Source organism: Pseudomonas sp. B21-017 (assembly GCF_024749245.1).
Classification (GTDB): Bacteria; Pseudomonadota; Gammaproteobacteria; order Pseudomonadales; family Pseudomonadaceae; genus Aquipseudomonas.
Genome location: NZ_CP087194.1, coordinates 5,612,666 through 5,628,746 on the forward strand (window position 1 = coordinate 5,612,666; position 16,081 = coordinate 5,628,746).

The following is a 16,081-nucleotide window of genomic DNA, read 5'->3' on the forward strand; positions in this document are numbered from 1 at the left end:
CCCTCCCCTCATTGCAACCGGTTGCGCAAGGCGGCAACTACGTTGAAGGTTTGATTGCGGACCCGGTTGTTCGGGTCGGTGAGGGTCAGCGTCAGCCGCACACTGCGGATTCGCGCCGGATCGGACGGATTACTGCTGTAACTGGAGGCGGCTGTATCCGTGGCCGAACTGGCGATGCCGAAGCTCACGCCAAAGGCACTGACGTTGTTTACCAGCACCGCCTGAGTCGGCGTGCCAGTGCCGGAGCCCATCAGCAGTTGGTTGTTGCTGAAGCTGTAGACCAGCCGCCGGATCGGAAACGCCAACTGCCCCGATGCCGGCGTGCGTAACCCGGTGTAGGCCGTCGCAGTATTTCGGCAGTCGGAAACCACCGTCCAGGTCGGCACTCCGCCACTGCCGCCGACATCTGCGGTGACCAGAGTCAATTTGAGGTTGGCATTGTCCCAACTGATCGGTGTGAGCAGGCTGGCATTGAAATCCCCCGCCGAGCTGGCGTCGGTAATCGTACCCAGGCAACCAAACATGCCGACCATGCGAATTTCCTGAATCATCTTGCTCAGGACGAACCGCGCATCTTCCTGCATGCCGGCAGCGGTGTTCTGGCTGACGTAGGTGTTTTTGGCGGCGATGAAAATCTGCGCCACGCCCAGGACCACGATCAGGCTCAACGCCAGGGCGATCAGCAATTCGATCAGGCCGAAACCTCTGCTGGTTCTGTTCATGGTGTCGTCACCGGATCAACGGTGGCACGGCTGGTGAGGACAAAACTGCGGCGCGAATCGGCGATATTGGCGGCCCGGGAGTCGTCCCAGGTAATGGTGATGGTGTATACCCGCTGGTTGCGGACGATGCTGCCGGTGGCCGTGGCGCCGCCGAAATTGACGATATTGGTGGTGAAGTCGTAGAGGTCCTGATCCCGGGCCACGCTCAAGTTGCCCGAGGTCGGCGGCGTGACGGTGTAATCGGCGCCGGAATTGGCGCGAATGCGGTCCATCATGTCGTAGGCGATAAAACTCGCCTGGCTGGTCATCCGTGAGCTGTCGGTGTACTTCAGCGCATTGAGCTGAATCGCCGCCGCGCCCAACAGACCCACAGCCAGCACCAACAACGCGACCAATACCTCGATCAGCGTCATGCCCTCCTGTGCACGCTTGCTCCAACCCCTCATCCGCAACTTCCACCCAATAGAATTCGTCCGTTCAAACACACATTCAGCGTCCTGCTTTGCGCCCCCAGCACATAACTGATCACCACCGCCGTGGACGGCGCTGCCAAGCCGCCGAGATTGTTGAAATCAATCGCGGTCACTCCTGAGGTTAGCGTTAGAGTTGCTCCGCTGCTCATCGCTGGAACAACCCGCAATACATTGGCCGGATTGCCAGTACCGTCATAAACGCTCAGCTCGCCGGTCCAGACACTGCCGCCGGCCGTCGGGCGAACCCGAGTGGTGAAGCCCCGATCAATCGCCTCAAGCCGTGCGTAATTGAGTGCCCGTTGCAAGTCGCCGACCTCGGTGTCGGCCTTGTTGCTTTGCACCGAGCGGGTGAACGCCGGAACGGCCAGTGTAATCAGGATCAGAAACACCGCGAGCGTGACCAGCAGCTCGATCAGCGTGAAACCTTTTGTACGATGATCCATCAGTGCCCTCCGTTGCCGTCGGCTATACCTGCTTCTACACGCTAGAACATTCGACCGACAGATGTACGGTTGTTTTGCCATTACTCGCGCAAGGATCGCGCGGGCCGCAGCACTCCATGGAGGGAGATGACATGCATCAGCAAGGTTTCAGCTTGATCGGACTGCTCATGGGACTGACGATTGTCGGGATTGTTCTGCACTTGGTCAGTCCGGCGTTCGCTGCACTGACGGAATCGAATCATCGGGAGCAGGCGGCCGAGTCGCTGATCAGCGGGATCCGGCAGGCCAGAACCCTGGCCATAACCCGCAACCAGAACGTGGTCATTCATGGCATCAATGGCGATTGGAGCCAGGGCTGGCGGATCATTCTGGACATCAGCGGCAAAGGGCCAGAGGACAGCAGCAATCCGCTACTGGTCGAGCGCGCAGGTGATGCGCGGACGCCGATTGTCGGCAATTGGTGGGTCAGGCGTTTCGTGCGGTTCAGCAGTCTGGGCCAACCGCTGATGCCCGGGCGGGCATTTCAGGCAGGGACGCTACATATTTGCTCGGCTCGCGAGCCGGTCAGCCAGCTCCAGGTGGTGCTGGCGGCGAGCGGTCGAGTGCGCCTGGCCAACCGTAAGGCTGAGCAGGCGCTGTGTCGAAAGGCGAAAAGTATTACAGCAGCGAACGCACGCGCAGCTCTTTAGGCATGGAGAAGGTGATGTTCTCCTCGCGACCAGCCAGTTCATCGGCACCGGTGGCACCCCAGGCCTGCAGTTGCTGGATCACGCCACGCACCAGCACTTCCGGAGCGGAGGCACCAGCCGTGATGCCAATACGCTCGACACCGTCGAACCAGCTCTTTTGCAGGTCTTCGGCACCGTCGATCAGATAGGCCGGGGTGGCCATGCGTTCGGCCAGTTCACGCAGACGATTGGAGTTGGAGCTGTTCGGGCTGCCGACCACCAGCACCACGTCGCATTCGTCCGCCAGTTGCTTGACGGCGTCCTGACGGTTTTGCGTGGCGTAGCAGATATCGTCCTTGCGCGGACCGCCGATCGCCGGAAAACGTGTACGCAGGGCGTCGATCACGCGACTGGTGTCGTCCATGGACAGGGTGGTCTGGGTAACGAAAGCCAGCTTTTCAGGGTTGTTTACCTGCAATTCGGCGACATCTTTCTCGTCTTCGACCAGATAGATCGCGCCACCATTGCTGCCATCGTACTGGCCCATGGTGCCTTCGACTTCCGGATGGCCGGCATGACCGATAAGGATGCATTCACGGCCGTCACGGCTGTAACGCGCGACTTCGATGTGCACCTTGGTCACCAGCGGGCAGGTCGCGTCGAACACCTTCAGGCCACGACCTGTGGCTTCGGTACGCACGGCCTGGGAAACGCCGTGGGCGCTGAAGATCACGATCACGTCGTCCGGCACCTGATCCAGTTCCTCGACGAAGATCGCCCCACGGGCACGCAGGTCTTCGACGACGAATTTGTTGTGGACCACTTCGTGGCGCACATAGATCGGCGGCCCGAAGACTTCCAGGGCGCGGTTGACGATTTCGATCGCCCGGTCCACACCGGCGCAGAAGCCACGGGGGTTGGCGAGTTTGATTTGCATGCTGTGCCTCGTGTCTTGCGCGCAAGAAGTTAGATCATTGTAGGAGCAGAGCTTGCTCGCGAAAGCGGTGTGTCAGTCAACATTGATGCTGAATGTGATGACGCCTTCGCGAGCAAGCTCTGCTCCTACAGGTGACCGTATTCGGTCAGTTACAACGCTTTGACGTTGATGATCTCGACGTCAAAGGTCAAGGTCTTACCGGCGAGCGGGTGGTTGAAGTCGATGGTCACTTGCGCGTCATCGAATTCCTTCACCACGCCTGGCAGCTCGGTATTGGCCGCATCATTGAAGATCACCAGCAATCCTGGCGACAGTTCCATGTCCTGGAACTGCGAGCGCGGGATGATCTGCACGTTTTGCGGGTTAGGCTGGCCAAAGGCGTTTTCCGGCTCGATGGACAGGCTGCGCTTGTCGCCGGCCTTGAAGCCGAACAGCGCGGCCTCGAAGCCTGGCAACAGGTTGCCGTCACCGACCTTGAAGGTCGCCGGGGCTTTGTCGAAAGTGCTGTCGACGGTGTCGCCGTTCTCCAGGCGCAATGCAAAGTGCAAGGTGACTTCCGTGTTCTGGCCGATACGTTGTTCAGCCAATACCTGTTCAGTCATGAACGGTTTCTCCGGTCTTCTTACTTTTGAACATATCCAGCGCAAGCATCACGGCACCGACAGAAATAGCACTGTCAGCAAAGTTGAACGCCGGGAAATACCAGCGGTTCTGCCAATGCACCAGAATGAAATCGATCACATGCCCCAGGGCAATGCGGTCGTAAAGATTACCCAGCGCGCCACCCAGCACCAGGGCCAGCGCAATCGCCAGCCAGGTGTCGTTGCGCCCCAGACGCTTGAGCCAGATCACCAGCACCGCGCTAACCACCACCGCGATCAAGGCAAACAACCAGCGCTGCCAGCCTGAGCCGTCAGCCAGGAAGCTGAACGCCGCCCCGGTGTTGTAGGCCAGGGTCCAGCTGAACAAATCGGGGATCACCACGATTTGCTGGTACATCTCGAGCTTGCCTTCGAAGTAGAACTTGCTGGCCTGGTCAATGACCAGGACCAGCAAACTCAACCAGAGCAAGCTCAGCCGTCCGAAACGGCCAGCCGCATTAGGCATAGTGACGAACCTCGCCCGCGCCGCTGATGTTGTCGACACAACGACCGCAGATTTCCGGATGTTCCGGGTTCACACCGACGTCTTCACGGCAGTGCCAGCAGCGGGCGCACTTGACGTGAGCCGACTTGACGATCTTGAGCTTCAGGCCGCTGACTTCGGTGACCACGGCATCGGCCGGTGCCTGCACCAATGGCGCAACACTGGCGGTCGAAGTGATCAGCACGAAACGCAGTTCGTTGCTCAGCTTGGCCAGGTCGGCGCTCAGCGCGTCTTCGGCGAACAGCGTCACTTCGGCTTGCAGGTTGCCACCGACGGCCTTGGCTGCACGCTGGATTTCCATTTCCTTGTTGACCGCAACCTTGACCGCCATGATCCGGTCCCAGTAAGCGCGATCCAGCTCGAAGCCTTCCGGCAGTTCGCTCAGGCCTTCGTACCAGGTGTTGAGCATCACAGACTCGTTACGCTCGCCCGGCAGGTATTGCCACAGCTCGTCGGCGGTGAACGCCAGGATCGGCGCGATCCAGCGCACCAGCGCTTCGGAGATGTGGAACAGCGCAGTCTGGCACGAACGACGGGCCTTGCTGTCGGCGCCAGTGGTGTACTGGCGGTCCTTGATGATGTCCAGGTAGAAACCGCCCAACTCCTGCACGCAGAAGTTGTGGATCTTGGAGTAAACGTTCCAGAAACGGTATTCGCCGTAGTGTTCCTGCAGCTCGCGTTGCAGCAACAGCGTGCGATCCACGGCCCAACGGTCCAGGGCGAGCATTTCTTCGGCCGGCAGGAGGTCGGTGGCCGGGTTGAAACCGGTCAGGTTGGAAAGCAGGAAGCGCGCGGTGTTACGGATGCGCCGGTAGGCGTCCGCACTGCGTTGCAGGATCTGCTCGGAAACCGCCATCTCACCCGAGTAGTCGGTAGACGCTACCCACAGACGCATGATGTCGGCGCCCAGGGTGTCGTTGACCTTCTGCGGCGCGATCACGTTGCCCAGGGACTTGGACATTTTGCGACCGGATTCGTCGACGGTGAAACCGTGGGTCAGCAGCTCGCGGTACGGTGCGTGGTCGTCGATGGCGCAACCGGTCAGCAACGACGAGTGGAACCAGCCGCGGTGCTGGTCCGAGCCTTCCAGGTACAGGTCGGCGCGAGGGCCGGTCTCGTGGCCCATCGGGTGCGAACCGCGCAGGACGTGCCAGTGCGTGGTGCCCGAGTCGAACCAGACGTCCAGGGTGTCGCTGATCTTGTCGTACAGCGGCGCTTCGTCACCGAGCAACTCAGCGGCGTCCATCTTGAACCAGGCTTCGATGCCTTCGACTTCGACGCGCTGGGCGACGATTTCCATCAGTTCGACGGTGCGTGGGTGCAGTTCGCCGCTTTCCTTGTTCAGGAAGAACGGGATCGGCACGCCCCAGTTGCGCTGACGGGAGATGCACCAGTCCGGACGGTTGGCGATCATCGAGTGCAGGCGCGCCTGGCCCCAGGCCGGGACGAATTTGGTGTCTTCGATGGCTTTGATCGCGCGTTTGCGCAGGGTGTCGCCCGCTGCAGGCTCTTTGTCCATGCCGATGAACCACTGCGCGGTGGCGCGGTAGATCAGCGGGGTCTTGTGACGCCAGCAATGCATGTAGCTGTGTTCGATGGTGGTGGTGTGCAGCAGCGCGCCGACTTCGGTCAGTTTGTCGACGATGGCCGGGTTGGCCTTCCAGATGAACTGGCCGCCGAAGAACTCCAGCGATGGCACATACACGCCGTTGCTTTGCACCGGATTGATGATGTCGTCGTTGACCATGCCGTACTTCTTGCAGGTCACGAAGTCGTCTACGCCGTAGGCTGGCGAGGAGTGAACCACGCCGGTGCCCGCGCCCAGCTCAACGTAGTCGGCCAGGTAAACCGGCGACAGGCGATCGTAGAACGGGTGACGGAAGTTGATCAGTTCCAGCGCTTTACCGGTGGTGGTGGCGATCACCGAACCTTCCAGGCTGTAGCGGGCCAGGCAGGACTCGACCAATTCTTCAGCCAGTACCAGCAGCTTGTCGCCGACGTCGACCAGGGCGTAGTTGAACTCCGGGTGAACGTTCAGCGCCTGGTTGGCCGGGATAGTCCACGGAGTGGTGGTCCAGATCACGATCGAAGCAGGTTTGCCCAACGACGGCAGACCGAACGCGGCAGCCAGCTTGGCTTCGTCGGCGATCGGGAAGGCCACGTCGATGGTCGCGGACTTTTTGTTCTCGTACTCGACTTCCGCTTCAGCCAGGGCCGAACCGCAGTCAAAGCACCAGTTCACAGGCTTCAGGCCCTTGAACACGAAGCCACCCTTGACGATTTCCGCCAGGGCGCGGATTTCACCGGCCTCGTTTTTGAAGTCCATGGTCTTGTACGGGTTGGCGAAGTCGCCCAACACGCCCAAACGGATGAATTCGGACTTCTGGCCTTCGATCTGCTCGGTGGCGTAGGCACGGCACAGTTCGCGGGTCTTGTCGGCGCCCAGGTTCTTGCCATGGGTCACTTCGACTTTGTGCTCGATCGGCAGGCCGTGGCAGTCCCAGCCCGGAACATAAGGTGCGTCGAAACCCGACAGGGTTTTCGAGCGGATGATCATGTCCTTGAGAATCTTGTTCAGCGCATGACCGATGTGAATCGTGCCGTTGGCGTACGGAGGACCGTCGTGCAGTACGAACTTCGGACGATCCTTGCCAATCTCGCGCAACTTACCGTACAGGCCAATGCTGTCCCAGCGCTGCAGAATCTGCGGTTCGCGCTGAGGCAGGCCGGCCTTCATTGGGAAGGCGGTGTCCGGAAGGTTTAGCGTGGCTTTATAGTCGGTCATTTAAGGCTCTTCATTAGCGATTGGCGCTAGGTGCGACAGGGCACGGGCGGCGGCGATATCCGCATTGATCGCCGTCTTAAGCGCCTCCAGAGAGGCGAAACGCTGCTCTTCACGCAGCTTGTGGTGGAAAACCACCGTCAAACGCCGGTCATACAGATCGCCGGCAAAATCTAAAAGGTGCACTTCGAGGTGAGCTTTGCCATCCCCTTCGACCGTTGGCCGCACACCAATATTGGCGACGCCTGGCCAGGTCTTGCCATCGATGTCGACGCTGACCAGGTAAACCCCGCTCAACGGCACACGACGACGCTTGAGTTGTACGTTGGCCGTGGGCGTACCCAACTGGCGCGCCAGCTTCTGGCCATGCAGGACCCGACCGGCAATCCGGTACGGGCGACCGAGCAGTTGCTCGGCCAAGGCGAAATCGGCAGCGGCCAGGGCATTGCGGACCTGAGTGCTGCTGACACGAATGCCGTCCAGCTCGACGGTCTGCGCCGCTTCGACGGTAAAGCCCTGAAGGACGCCGGCCTGTTGCAAGTAGTCGAAATCCCCCAACCGGTCGCAGCCAAATCGGAAATCGTCACCGACTTCCAGATGCTGCACCCCGAGGCCGTCCACCAGAATGGTATCGACGAACTCTCTGGCGCTGAGTTTGCTCAGGCGATGGTTGAAAGCCAGGCACAACACCCGGTCGACACCTTCTTCGGCCAGCAGCTGCAGTTTGTCCCGCAAGCGGGCCAGACGGGCCGGGGCGGTGTCCGGAGCGAAGAACTCCCGCGGCTGCGGCTCGAAAATCACCACGCAGCTGGGCACGCCCAACTCGAGCGCACGCTCTCGCAGCCGGACCAGGATAGCCTGGTGGCCACGGTGAACACCGTCAAAGTTGCCAATAGTGGCGACACAGCCCCGATGCTGGGGGCGCAGGTTGTGGAGACCTCGAACCAGCTGCATAACGCGCTTCTTGCTCATAAAGTGGTCGATTATAACCACACCCGGCGGCCGACGACAGGCAACACCGTAACCCAAAGTAATCGAGCCGACAAAACTGCCGGTTCGCCCATGATTATCGAGATAACGTCTTCAGCTCAAGGCCTTGCGATTGAAGTCGCGCAAACGGAAGCCCATCAACAGCAACATGCCGAAATACGCCACGACGCCTGCGATCACCAATGCACCCAGACGCAGCAGCCGCTCAAGCATAGGCCCCTGCCCCCAGGCCGGCATAAAGTGCATCGCACCCAGCAATACTGCAGACATCACCGCTACCGCCACCAGCAATTTGAGCCCGAACTTCGCCCAACCCGGTTGCGGCTGATACATCTGCTGCTTGCGCAATTGATAAAACAGCAAACCGGCGTTGATGCAGGCACCCGCGCTGATGGCCAGGGCCAGGCCGGCGTGCGCCAGCGGACCGATCAGCACCAGGTTGAACAGCTGAGTGACGATCAGGGTGAAAATCGCGATTTTCACCGGCGTGCGGATGTTTTGTTGCGCATAGAAGCCCGGCGCCAGCACTTTGATCACGATAATCCCCAGCAAGCCGACGGAATAAGCGATCAACGCGCGCTGAGTCATGGCCGCATCGAAAGCACTGAACTGGCCATACTGGAACAGTGAAGCCGTCAGTGGTTCAGACAGAATCCCCAACGCCAGGGCGCACGGCAACACCAGCATGAAGCACAGGCGCAGCCCCCAATCGAGGATTCGCGAGTATTCGTGGCGATCCTGGCTGGCATAGGTCTTGGCCAGCGTCGGCAACAAAATCGTGCCCAGCGCCACACCCAGCACGCCGGATGGCAATTCCATCAGGCGGTCGGCGTAATACATCCAGGACACGGAGCCGGCCACCAGAAACGAGGCAAATATAGTATTGATGATCAGCGAAATCTGACTCACCGAAACGCCGATGATCGCGGGCAGCATCTGTTTCATGACCCGCCAGACACCGCTATCGCGCAGATTCAAACGCGGCAGTACCAGCATGCCGATCTTTTTCAGGTGCGGCAGTTGATAGAGCAGCTGCGCCAGCCCACCCACCAGAACGGCCCAGCCCAGCGCCATCACCGGCGGATCGAAATACGGCGTCAGGAATACTGCAAAGATGATCATGCTGACATTGAGCAGGGTCGGCACGAAAGCTGGCACCGAGAAGCGGTTCCAGGTGTTGAGGATCGCCCCGGCCAGCGACGACAGGGAGATCAGCAATATATAAGGGAAAGTGACCCGCAGCAGATCGGTTGTCAGCCGGAATTTTTCAGGAGAATCGACGAAACCCGGTGCCGTGGCCCAGATAACCCAGGGGGCGGCGAGCATGCCCAACGCAGTGACCAGCGCCAGTACCAGTGTCAGCAGGCCTGAGACGTAGGCAATGAAGGTTCGCGCCGCCTCCTCGCCCTTTTGGCTTTTGTATTCGGCAAGAATCGGCACAAATGCCTGGGAAAATGCCCCTTCGGCGAAGATCCGCCGCAGCAGATTGGGCAGCTTGAAGGCGATAAAGAAGGCGTCAGTCGCCATTCCGGCACCAAATGCACGGGCGATTAGAGTGTCACGAACAAACCCCAACACCCGGGAAAGCATCGTGATAGAGCTGACAGCGGCCAACGATTTGAGCAGATTCATTGAAAGAGTTTGTGCCTGTCGATAAACAGCAGGCGAACAACGCGCCCACTTATGCGATACTCCGCGCCGCAACAGCACAGAGCCAAAGCTCGCGAGTTTACAGGTCGCGCGCCGGAAAGAAATATCCAGCGCACCGTCCCCTTGAAAACGTAGCGAGCAAAGGCAAGACAAGGCGAAAGCAGGCGAGAAAGCGGAGTTGACTTTAGTCAATGAGCATTTCGAGTCTGCTTTCAACGCTGTATTGCCGAGCGCAGTAGTTTTCATGGGGCCGGAACCGGCCACTTAGCGGAACGTCTCTTCCGCCCTTGACAAGACATCAACTCATCGGCATGATTCGCGGCCTATTTTGTTTGCTATTTCCTAAAAAGTCTTTCGAGGAGCTCGACGGTGGCCAACACACCTTCCGCCAAAAAACGTGCAAAACAGGCTGAGAAGCGTCGCAGCCACAACGCCAGCCTGCGTTCCATGGTTCGTACCTACATCAAGAATGTAGTTAAAGCCATCGACGCAAAAGACGCTGCTAAAGCTCAAGCTGCTTACGTTCTGGCCGTGCCAGTTATCGACCGTATGGCCGATAAAGGCATCATCCACAAGAACAAAGCTGCTCGCCATAAGAGCCGTCTGAATGGCCACGTCAAGGCCCTGAACGTTGCCGCTGCTGCCTAAGCGACGCGCTCGTTAAAAAACCGACCTCAGGGTCGGTTTTTTATTGCCTGCGATTTATTAAATACAATGCAAAAAAAATGTGGGAGCAAGCAGACTCACCCCCACACCTGGACCTTCGCTATCTTACTGAGCGTGCGTCCACGGCAGAATCGGAATTGCCGTCACTGCATTCTGCGGACTGCCCTCGATCAAGCGATCGCTGTAGACCAGATACACCAGGGTATTGCGCTTCTTGTCGAGGAATCGCACTACCTGCATAGTCTTGAATACCAGCGAGGTGCGCTCCTTGAACACCTCCTCGCCATCCTTGAGCTCACCCTTGAAGCTGATCGGCCCGACCTGGCGACATGCAATAGACGCCTCAGCGCGATCCTCGGCCAATCCCAGACCACCTTTCACGCCACCCGTCTTGGCACGCGACAGGTAACAGGTCACGCCCTCCACTTTCGGATCATCAAACGCCTCGACAACAATACGGTCGTTCGGGCCGACGAATTTGAACACCGTCGACACCTGGCCAATTTCCTCGGCCGAGGCCAGCAACGGCATCGCCAACAACAAGCCCAATAATCCTTTTGCCACACGCATTCAGGTATTCCTTCAGACCAGAATCAGGTTATCCCGGTGAACCAGCTCCGGCTCCGCCATGTAACCCAACAGACCGATAATCGCCTCAGACGACTGACCGATGATTTTTTGTGCTTCCAGAGCACTGTAGTTAGCCAGGCCACGAGCGATTTCACGACCGTCCGGCGCCACACAGACCACCATTTCGCCGCGACGGAAGCTGCCCTGGACCAGCTTTACACCTACCGGCAGCAAACTTTTGTTGCCCTGAGACAGCGCAGTCACCGCCCCCGCGTCCAGCACCAGCGTGCCGCGAGTCTGCAGATGCCCGGCCAGCCACTGCTTGCGGGCCGCCAGCATGCCGCGCTCAGGCGACAGCAAAGTGCCGATGCGCTCGCCAGCCTTGAGGCGATCCAGCACTCGCTCAATACGCCCACCAACGATGATGGTGTGCGCACCAGAGCGCGCCGCCAGACGCGCAGCGCGCAGCTTGGTCTGCATGCCGCCACGCCCCAGCGCACCACCAGTACCACCGGCTACCGCATCGAGCGCCGGATCGTCGGCCCGCGCCTCATAAATCAGCTTGGCGTCGGGATTGTTGCGCGGATCAGCATCGAACATGCCATCGCGATCGGTGAGGATCACCAGCAAATCGGCTTCGACCAGATTCGCCACCAGCGCCGCCAACGTGTCGTTGTCGCCGAAACGGATTTCGTCAGTGACCACGGTGTCGTTTTCGTTGATCACCGGGATCACCTTCAACTCGACCAGCGCACGCAGGGTGCTACGAGCATTCAGGTAGCGCTTGCGGTCGGACAAATCGTCGTGAGTCAGGAGAATCTGTGCGGTATGCCGACCATGTTCGGCGAAGCTCGACTCCCAGGCCTGCACCAACCCCATCTGACCGATGGCGGCAGCCGCCTGCAACTCGTGCATCGCACTGGGTCGTGAGGTCCAGCCCAGACGGCTCATGCCCGCCGCCACTGCCCCGGAGGACACCAGCACCAGTTCAACGCCCGCCTCATGCAGGGCAACCATCTGCTCGACCCAGACACCCATTGCTGCGCGATCCAGGCCTTTGCCGTCCGCCGTCAGCAAAGCGCTGCCGATCTTCACGACCCAACGCTGCGCACCTGTCACCTTGCTCCGCATCATCTTCAACCTTAGCTTGAGGGCAGCGCGACCTGGCACTGCCCGTGACGTTATTCGTGGTTCTTCGTGACCAACAGTCGATTTCCAGATACTAAAACGCCGCTCCAGTGAGCGGCGCTTAAGTTTATCGCAACGAATCAGTCACGCACGTAAATGATTTCCGGACCGTCTTCGTCATCCACATCTTCTTCGTCCCAATCGTCGTCACCGATATCATGGACCGACTTCACGCCGCTGCGGCGCAGAGCACGCTGATCGTCCAGCGCCTGCAACTGGGCGCGCGCTTCATCTTCGATGCGCTGATCGAGCTCAGCCAGCTCTTCCTTGTAGGCCGGGTCGTTAGCCAGGCGATCGGCGCGATCTTCCAGGTAACGCATGATGTCGTGGCACAGACGCTCGGTGCCTTGCTTGGCGATCGCCGAGATCACATAGACCGGACCAGTCCATTCCAGACGATCAACGATCTCCTTGACGCGAGCATCGTGCTCTTCCTCAAGGATCTGGTCACACTTGTTCAGCACCAGCCAGCGATCACGCTCGGCCAGGGACGGGCTGAACTTGGTCAGCTCGCTGACGATCACTTCAGCGGCATCCGGCGCACTGGTGTCATCCAGCGGCGCCATGTCGACGAGGTGCAGCAGCAGACGCGTACGCGACAAGTGCTTGAGGAAGCGAATCCCCAGGCCCGCGCCGTCGGAAGCACCTTCGATCAGGCCCGGAATATCCGCGACCACGAAGCTCTTCCAGCGATCGACACTGACCACACCCAGGTTCGGCACCAATGTGGTGAACGGGTAGTCGGCGACTTTCGGCTTGGCAGCCGATACCGAGCGAATGAAGGTACTTTTGCCGGCGTTCGGCAAACCGAGCAGACCGACGTCCGCCAACACCTTCATTTCCAATTTCAGGTCGCGCTGCTCACCCGGCTTGCCCGGCGTAGTCTGGCGCGGCGCACGGTTGGTACTGGATTTGAAACGAGTGTTACCCAGACCGTGCCAGCCTCCCTGAACCACCATCAGCTTCTGGCCGGCCTTGGTCAGGTCGCCGATGACTTCCTGGGTGGCAGAGTCGATCACTGTGGTACCGACCGGCACCCGCAGGATCAGATCCTCACCTTTTTTGCCGGTGCAGTCGGTGCTGCCACCGTTGGAACCGCGCTCGGCATCGAAGTGGCGGGTGTAACGGTAGTCGACCAGGGTGTTCAGGTTTTCGTCGGCCATCATGTAGATGGAACCACCATCACCACCGTCGCCGCCGTTCGGGCCGCCGTTTTCGATGAATTTTTCTCGACGGAAACTCATGCAACCGTTGCCACCGTCGCCGGCCTTTACTCGAATCGATACTTCATCAACAAACTTCATAACAAAACGCCTCTCGCCATACGGACGAGCCGAAAAACAACCAAGACATAAGACTCTTGCAAAAATGAGCGCAGCGACCTCAATCAACGACCGCCAATACAGCGCTGGAGCCCATCACAAACAGCTTTGCAAGAGACTCACCCCACAAACGAAAAAGCCCCGTCGCAAGACAGGGCTTTTCCAGCGATCGCGCAATTAAGCTGCGACGACGCTCACGTAACGACGACCGAAGGCGCCTTTTACTTCAAACTTGATCACGCCTTCGATTTTCGCGAAGAGGGTGTGATCCTTACCCATGCCAACGCCGTAGCCAGCGTGGAATTGGGTGCCGCGCTGACGCACGATGATGTTACCGGCCTTGATGACCTGGCCGCCATACATCTTCACGCCAAGGCGTTTGGCTTCTGAGTCGCGACCGTTACGGGTACTACCACCAGCTTTTTTGTGTGCCATGAGTTCAATTCTCCTAGTGAGGAATTAGGCTGATTAAGCCTGAATACCGGTGATTTTGATCTCGGTGTACCACTGGCGGTGGCCCATACGCTTCATGTGGTGCTTACGTCGACGGAACTTGATGATGCGGACTTTATCGTGACGACCTTGGGAGATCACTTCAGCCACAACGGTAGCGCCAGGAACAACTGGAGCGCCGATATTCACGTCGTCGCCATTGGCAACCAACAGAACGCGATCAAAAGTTACGGATTCGCCGGTAGCGATTTCCAGTTTTTCGATCTTCAGGTATTCACCTGGAGCAACTTTGTACTGCTTGCCACCAGTAACGATTACTGCATAAGACATGGTATTTCTCCGATAATCCTGCTCACCCAGCTCTTTATAAGAAGAGGTATTGGCTGGCATGGCTGCATAAGGCTGGAAGGCCTGTTTGCAATTGCGTAAGGCAGGTGCTGCCCAGGAAGTTCAGGGTGCGCGATTGTACGCAAGCTACTCTGGCGTTGCAAGTGGCCGTCCATCGCGCCTTGACAGGCCCGGACGTGGGTCCTAGCATGCCGCGCAACCCTTCTGGAGCAACTGTCGCTGATGCAACCCCAAGCTTTCTACCGCGCGGTGGCGGACGATTTTAGCGCCGTCGACGGCATCATCAAGAAGCAGCTGACTTCCCGAGTGCCGCTGGTATCGAAAATCGGCGACTACATTACCTCGGCTGGCGGCAAACGCCTGCGTCCCTTGCTCGTGCTGCTGTGCGGCAAGGCACTGGGCCGCGAGGGCGATGACCTGCGCCTGCTGGCCGCGACCATCGAGTTTCTGCACACCGCCACCCTGCTGCACGACGACGTCGTCGACATGTCCGGCATGCGCCGTGGCCGTTCGACCGCCAATGCCATGTGGGGCAACGCGCCGAGCGTGCTGGTGGGCGACTTCCTGTATTCGCGTTCTTTCGAAATGATGGTCGAACTGGGCTCCATGCCGGTAATGAAGATCCTTTCGCAAGCCACGCGCATCATCGCTGAAGGCGAGGTGCTACAGCTGTCGAAGGTCCGCGACGCCAGCACCACCGAAGAAACCTACATGGAAGTCATTCGCGGCAAAACCGCGATGCTCTTCGAGGCTTCGACCCACAGTGCCGCGGCCCTGGCCGGTGCCTCGCTGGAACAGAGCGAAGCGCTGCGCACCTTCGGCGATCACCTGGGCGTAGCCTTCCAACTGGTCGATGACCTGCTGGACTACCGTGGCGATGCCGAGACCCTGGGCAAGAACGTCGGTGACGATCTGGCCGAGGGCAAGCCGACGCTGCCGCTGATCTACACCATGCGCGAAGGTACTCCGGAGCAGGCCGCACTGGTTCGTCAGGCGATCCAGAAAGGTGGCATCGAAGACCTGGAAAGCATTCGCGAAGCGGTCGAAGCTTCCGGCTCACTGGATTACACCGCGCAACTGGCCCGCGACTACGTGGCCCGTGCGATCAAGTGCCTCGGCGCCCTGCCCGCCAGCGAATACCGCGATGCGCTGGTGGAATTGAGTGAATTTGCGGTCGCTCGCACGCACTGATATTCACAGCAAATTCAAAAGATCGCAGCCCTCGGCAGCTCCACATGGGTACACCAAGGAGCTGCCGAAGGCTGCGATCTTTTGCTGTTCGCTCCCTCCTGCGATAAATCCCTATATAATGTGCGCTTTTTAGCCATCCTGAATCCAAGGAGCTTTAGTGAGCACGTTGCCACCCTGCCCGAAATGCAATTCCGAATACACCTACGAAGACGGCGCACAGCTGATCTGCCCGGAGTGCGCCCATGAGTGGTCCGCCACTGGCGAAGCCGAAGTAGCGTCCGACGATACCGTGAAAAAGGACTCGGTCGGCAACGTCCTGCAGGACGGCGATACCATCACCGTGATCAAGGACCTCAAGGTCAAAGGCACTTCCCTGGTGGTCAAGGTCGGCACCAAGGTCAAGAACATCCGCCTGTGCGATGGCGACCACGACATCGACTGCAAGATCGACGGCATCGGCCCGATGAAACTCAAATCCGAGTTCGTCAGAAAAGTCTGAGCCCGCTGTATTCCATCCCGCGCCCTGCGTGGG

18 protein-coding genes are annotated in these 16,081 nt (G+C 59.3%); 4 read left to right on the forward strand and 14 right to left on the reverse strand.

Annotated features, from left to right (window positions below):
* Positions 1–8: 8 nt before the first annotated feature.
* From LOY28_RS25490 to LOY28_RS25500, 3 genes are read right to left on the reverse strand one after another with little or no spacing between them, the layout of a single operon-like run.
* Complete coding sequence (locus LOY28_RS25490) at positions 9–722, reverse strand: PilW family protein (RefSeq protein ID WP_018925892.1); 714 nt, start codon at positions 720–722, stop codon at positions 9–11.
* Complete coding sequence (pilV, locus tag LOY28_RS25495) at positions 719–1,168, reverse strand: type IV pilus modification protein PilV (RefSeq protein ID WP_026286393.1); 450 nt, start codon at positions 1,166–1,168, stop codon at positions 719–721. The genes LOY28_RS25490 and pilV overlap by 4 nt, the downstream gene beginning before the upstream one ends.
* Positions 1,165–1,638 carry a GspH/FimT family pseudopilin gene (locus LOY28_RS25500; RefSeq protein WP_018925890.1) on the reverse strand — a complete coding sequence of 158 codons (474 nt, stop codon included), beginning with the start codon at positions 1,636–1,638 and terminating at the stop codon, positions 1,165–1,167. The genes pilV and LOY28_RS25500 overlap by 4 nt, the downstream gene beginning before the upstream one ends.
* Before the next feature lie 131 nt (positions 1,639–1,769).
* On the opposite strand from LOY28_RS25500, the gene LOY28_RS25505 reads away from it, so the two are divergent.
* Positions 1,770–2,327, forward strand: coding sequence for a GspH/FimT family protein (locus LOY28_RS25505; RefSeq protein WP_064620453.1), 558 nt, complete (start codon positions 1,770–1,772; stop codon positions 2,325–2,327).
* Here the strand turns inward: LOY28_RS25505 and ispH are convergent.
* The 6 genes from ispH to murJ form a co-directional block, all read right to left on the reverse strand.
* Positions 2,296–3,243, reverse strand: a complete 948-nt coding sequence (ispH, locus tag LOY28_RS25510) for a 4-hydroxy-3-methylbut-2-enyl diphosphate reductase (RefSeq protein ID WP_018925888.1) — start codon at positions 3,241–3,243, stop codon at positions 2,296–2,298. The genes LOY28_RS25505 and ispH overlap by 32 nt on opposite strands.
* A gap of 149 nt (positions 3,244–3,392) precedes the next feature.
* Positions 3,393–3,830, reverse strand: coding sequence for an FKBP-type peptidyl-prolyl cis-trans isomerase (fkpB, locus tag LOY28_RS25515; protein WP_177318289.1), 438 nt, complete (start codon positions 3,828–3,830; stop codon positions 3,393–3,395).
* Between the two features lie 7 nt (positions 3,831–3,837).
* Positions 3,838–4,350 carry a signal peptidase II gene (lspA, locus tag LOY28_RS25520; RefSeq protein WP_018925887.1) on the reverse strand — a complete coding sequence of 171 codons (513 nt, stop codon included), beginning with the start codon at positions 4,348–4,350 and terminating at the stop codon, positions 3,838–3,840.
* Entirely contained in the window at positions 4,343–7,174 is a 2,832-nt protein-coding gene (ileS, locus tag LOY28_RS25525; RefSeq protein WP_064620459.1) for an isoleucine--tRNA ligase, read from the reverse strand. The genes lspA and ileS overlap by 8 nt, the downstream gene beginning before the upstream one ends.
* On the reverse strand, positions 7,175–8,125 hold the full coding sequence (gene ribF, locus LOY28_RS25530) for a bifunctional riboflavin kinase/FAD synthetase (protein WP_018925885.1): 951 nt from the start codon (positions 8,123–8,125) through the stop codon (positions 7,175–7,177).
* A gap of 129 nt (positions 8,126–8,254) precedes the next feature.
* Positions 8,255–9,793: a murein biosynthesis integral membrane protein MurJ gene (murJ, locus tag LOY28_RS25535; protein ID WP_258612698.1), complete on the reverse strand. Its 1,539-nt coding sequence runs from the start codon at positions 9,791–9,793 to the stop codon at positions 8,255–8,257.
* A gap of 387 nt (positions 9,794–10,180) precedes the next feature.
* Between murJ and rpsT the strand changes: the two genes are divergently transcribed.
* Complete coding sequence (gene rpsT / locus LOY28_RS25540) at positions 10,181–10,459, forward strand: 30S ribosomal protein S20 (RefSeq protein ID WP_007901883.1); 279 nt, start codon at positions 10,181–10,183, stop codon at positions 10,457–10,459.
* A 123-nt stretch (positions 10,460–10,582) separates the two neighbouring features.
* Here the strand turns inward: rpsT and LOY28_RS25545 are convergent, their stop codons facing one another.
* The 5 genes from LOY28_RS25545 to rplU form a co-directional block, all read right to left on the reverse strand.
* Positions 10,583–11,047 (reverse strand): CreA family protein, encoded by a 465-nt coding sequence (locus LOY28_RS25545; protein WP_018925883.1) that lies wholly within the window; start codon positions 11,045–11,047, stop codon positions 10,583–10,585.
* A 12-nt stretch (positions 11,048–11,059) separates the two neighbouring features.
* A complete protein-coding gene (gene proB, locus LOY28_RS25550) occupies positions 11,060–12,178 on the reverse strand; it encodes a glutamate 5-kinase (RefSeq protein WP_007938428.1) in 1,119 nt (372 codons plus the stop codon).
* A 137-nt stretch (positions 12,179–12,315) separates the two neighbouring features.
* Positions 12,316–13,539, reverse strand: a complete 1,224-nt coding sequence (cgtA, locus tag LOY28_RS25555; RefSeq protein WP_018925882.1) for an Obg family GTPase CgtA — start codon at positions 13,537–13,539, stop codon at positions 12,316–12,318.
* 195 nt (positions 13,540–13,734) lie between these two features.
* The gene (gene rpmA / locus LOY28_RS25560; protein WP_003228360.1) at positions 13,735–13,992 is read right to left on the reverse strand and encodes a 50S ribosomal protein L27; all 258 of its coding nucleotides are present in this window, start codon (positions 13,990–13,992) and stop codon (positions 13,735–13,737) included.
* A gap of 33 nt (positions 13,993–14,025) precedes the next feature.
* Positions 14,026–14,340 carry a 50S ribosomal protein L21 gene (rplU, locus tag LOY28_RS25565; protein WP_007901869.1) on the reverse strand — a complete coding sequence of 105 codons (315 nt, stop codon included), beginning with the start codon at positions 14,338–14,340 and terminating at the stop codon, positions 14,026–14,028.
* A 240-nt stretch (positions 14,341–14,580) separates the two neighbouring features.
* Here rplU and LOY28_RS25570 point away from each other — a divergent pair, with 240 nt between their 5' ends.
* The gene (locus LOY28_RS25570; RefSeq protein WP_018925881.1) at positions 14,581–15,549 is read left to right on the forward strand and encodes a polyprenyl synthetase family protein; all 969 of its coding nucleotides are present in this window, start codon (positions 14,581–14,583) and stop codon (positions 15,547–15,549) included.
* Positions 15,550–15,706: 157 nt separating this feature from the next.
* The gene (locus tag LOY28_RS25575) at positions 15,707–16,048 is read left to right on the forward strand and encodes a zinc ribbon domain-containing protein YjdM (protein WP_018925880.1); all 342 of its coding nucleotides are present in this window, start codon (positions 15,707–15,709) and stop codon (positions 16,046–16,048) included.
* Positions 16,049–16,081: the final 33 nt, after the last annotated feature.

Excerpts from the sequence above, each read along its gene's own strand:
- rplU (WP_007901869.1), bottom strand. The coding sequence starts at position 14,340 with ATGTCTTATGCAGTAATCGTTACTGGTGGCAAGCAGTACAAAGTTGCT.
- proB (WP_007938428.1), bottom strand. The coding sequence starts at position 12,178 with ATGCGGAGCAAGGTGACAGGTGCGCAGCGTTGGGTCGTGAAGATCGGC.
- ribF (WP_018925885.1), bottom strand. The coding sequence starts at position 8,125 with ATGCAGCTGGTTCGAGGTCTCCACAACCTGCGCCCCCAGCATCGGGGC.
- pilV (WP_026286393.1), bottom strand. The coding sequence starts at position 1,168 with ATGAGGGGTTGGAGCAAGCGTGCACAGGAGGGCATGACGCTGATCGAG.
- murJ (WP_258612698.1), bottom strand. The coding sequence starts at position 9,793 with ATGAATCTGCTCAAATCGTTGGCCGCTGTCAGCTCTATCACGATGCTT.
- ispH (WP_018925888.1), bottom strand. The coding sequence starts at position 3,243 with ATGCAAATCAAACTCGCCAACCCCCGTGGCTTCTGCGCCGGTGTGGAC.
- LOY28_RS25500 (WP_018925890.1), bottom strand. The coding sequence starts at position 1,638 with ATGGATCATCGTACAAAAGGTTTCACGCTGATCGAGCTGCTGGTCACG.
- rpmA (WP_003228360.1), bottom strand. The coding sequence starts at position 13,992 with ATGGCACACAAAAAAGCTGGTGGTAGTACCCGTAACGGTCGCGACTCA.
- lspA (WP_018925887.1), bottom strand. The coding sequence starts at position 4,350 with ATGCCTAATGCGGCTGGCCGTTTCGGACGGCTGAGCTTGCTCTGGTTG.
- LOY28_RS25570 (WP_018925881.1), top strand. The coding sequence starts at position 14,581 with ATGCAACCCCAAGCTTTCTACCGCGCGGTGGCGGACGATTTTAGCGCC.
- cgtA (WP_018925882.1), bottom strand. The coding sequence starts at position 13,539 with ATGAAGTTTGTTGATGAAGTATCGATTCGAGTAAAGGCCGGCGACGGT.
- ileS (WP_064620459.1), bottom strand. The coding sequence starts at position 7,174 with ATGACCGACTATAAAGCCACGCTAAACCTTCCGGACACCGCCTTCCCA.
- LOY28_RS25505 (WP_064620453.1), top strand. The coding sequence starts at position 1,770 with ATGCATCAGCAAGGTTTCAGCTTGATCGGACTGCTCATGGGACTGACG.
- LOY28_RS25490 (WP_018925892.1), bottom strand. The coding sequence starts at position 722 with ATGAACAGAACCAGCAGAGGTTTCGGCCTGATCGAATTGCTGATCGCC.
- LOY28_RS25545 (WP_018925883.1), bottom strand. The coding sequence starts at position 11,047 with ATGCGTGTGGCAAAAGGATTATTGGGCTTGTTGTTGGCGATGCCGTTG.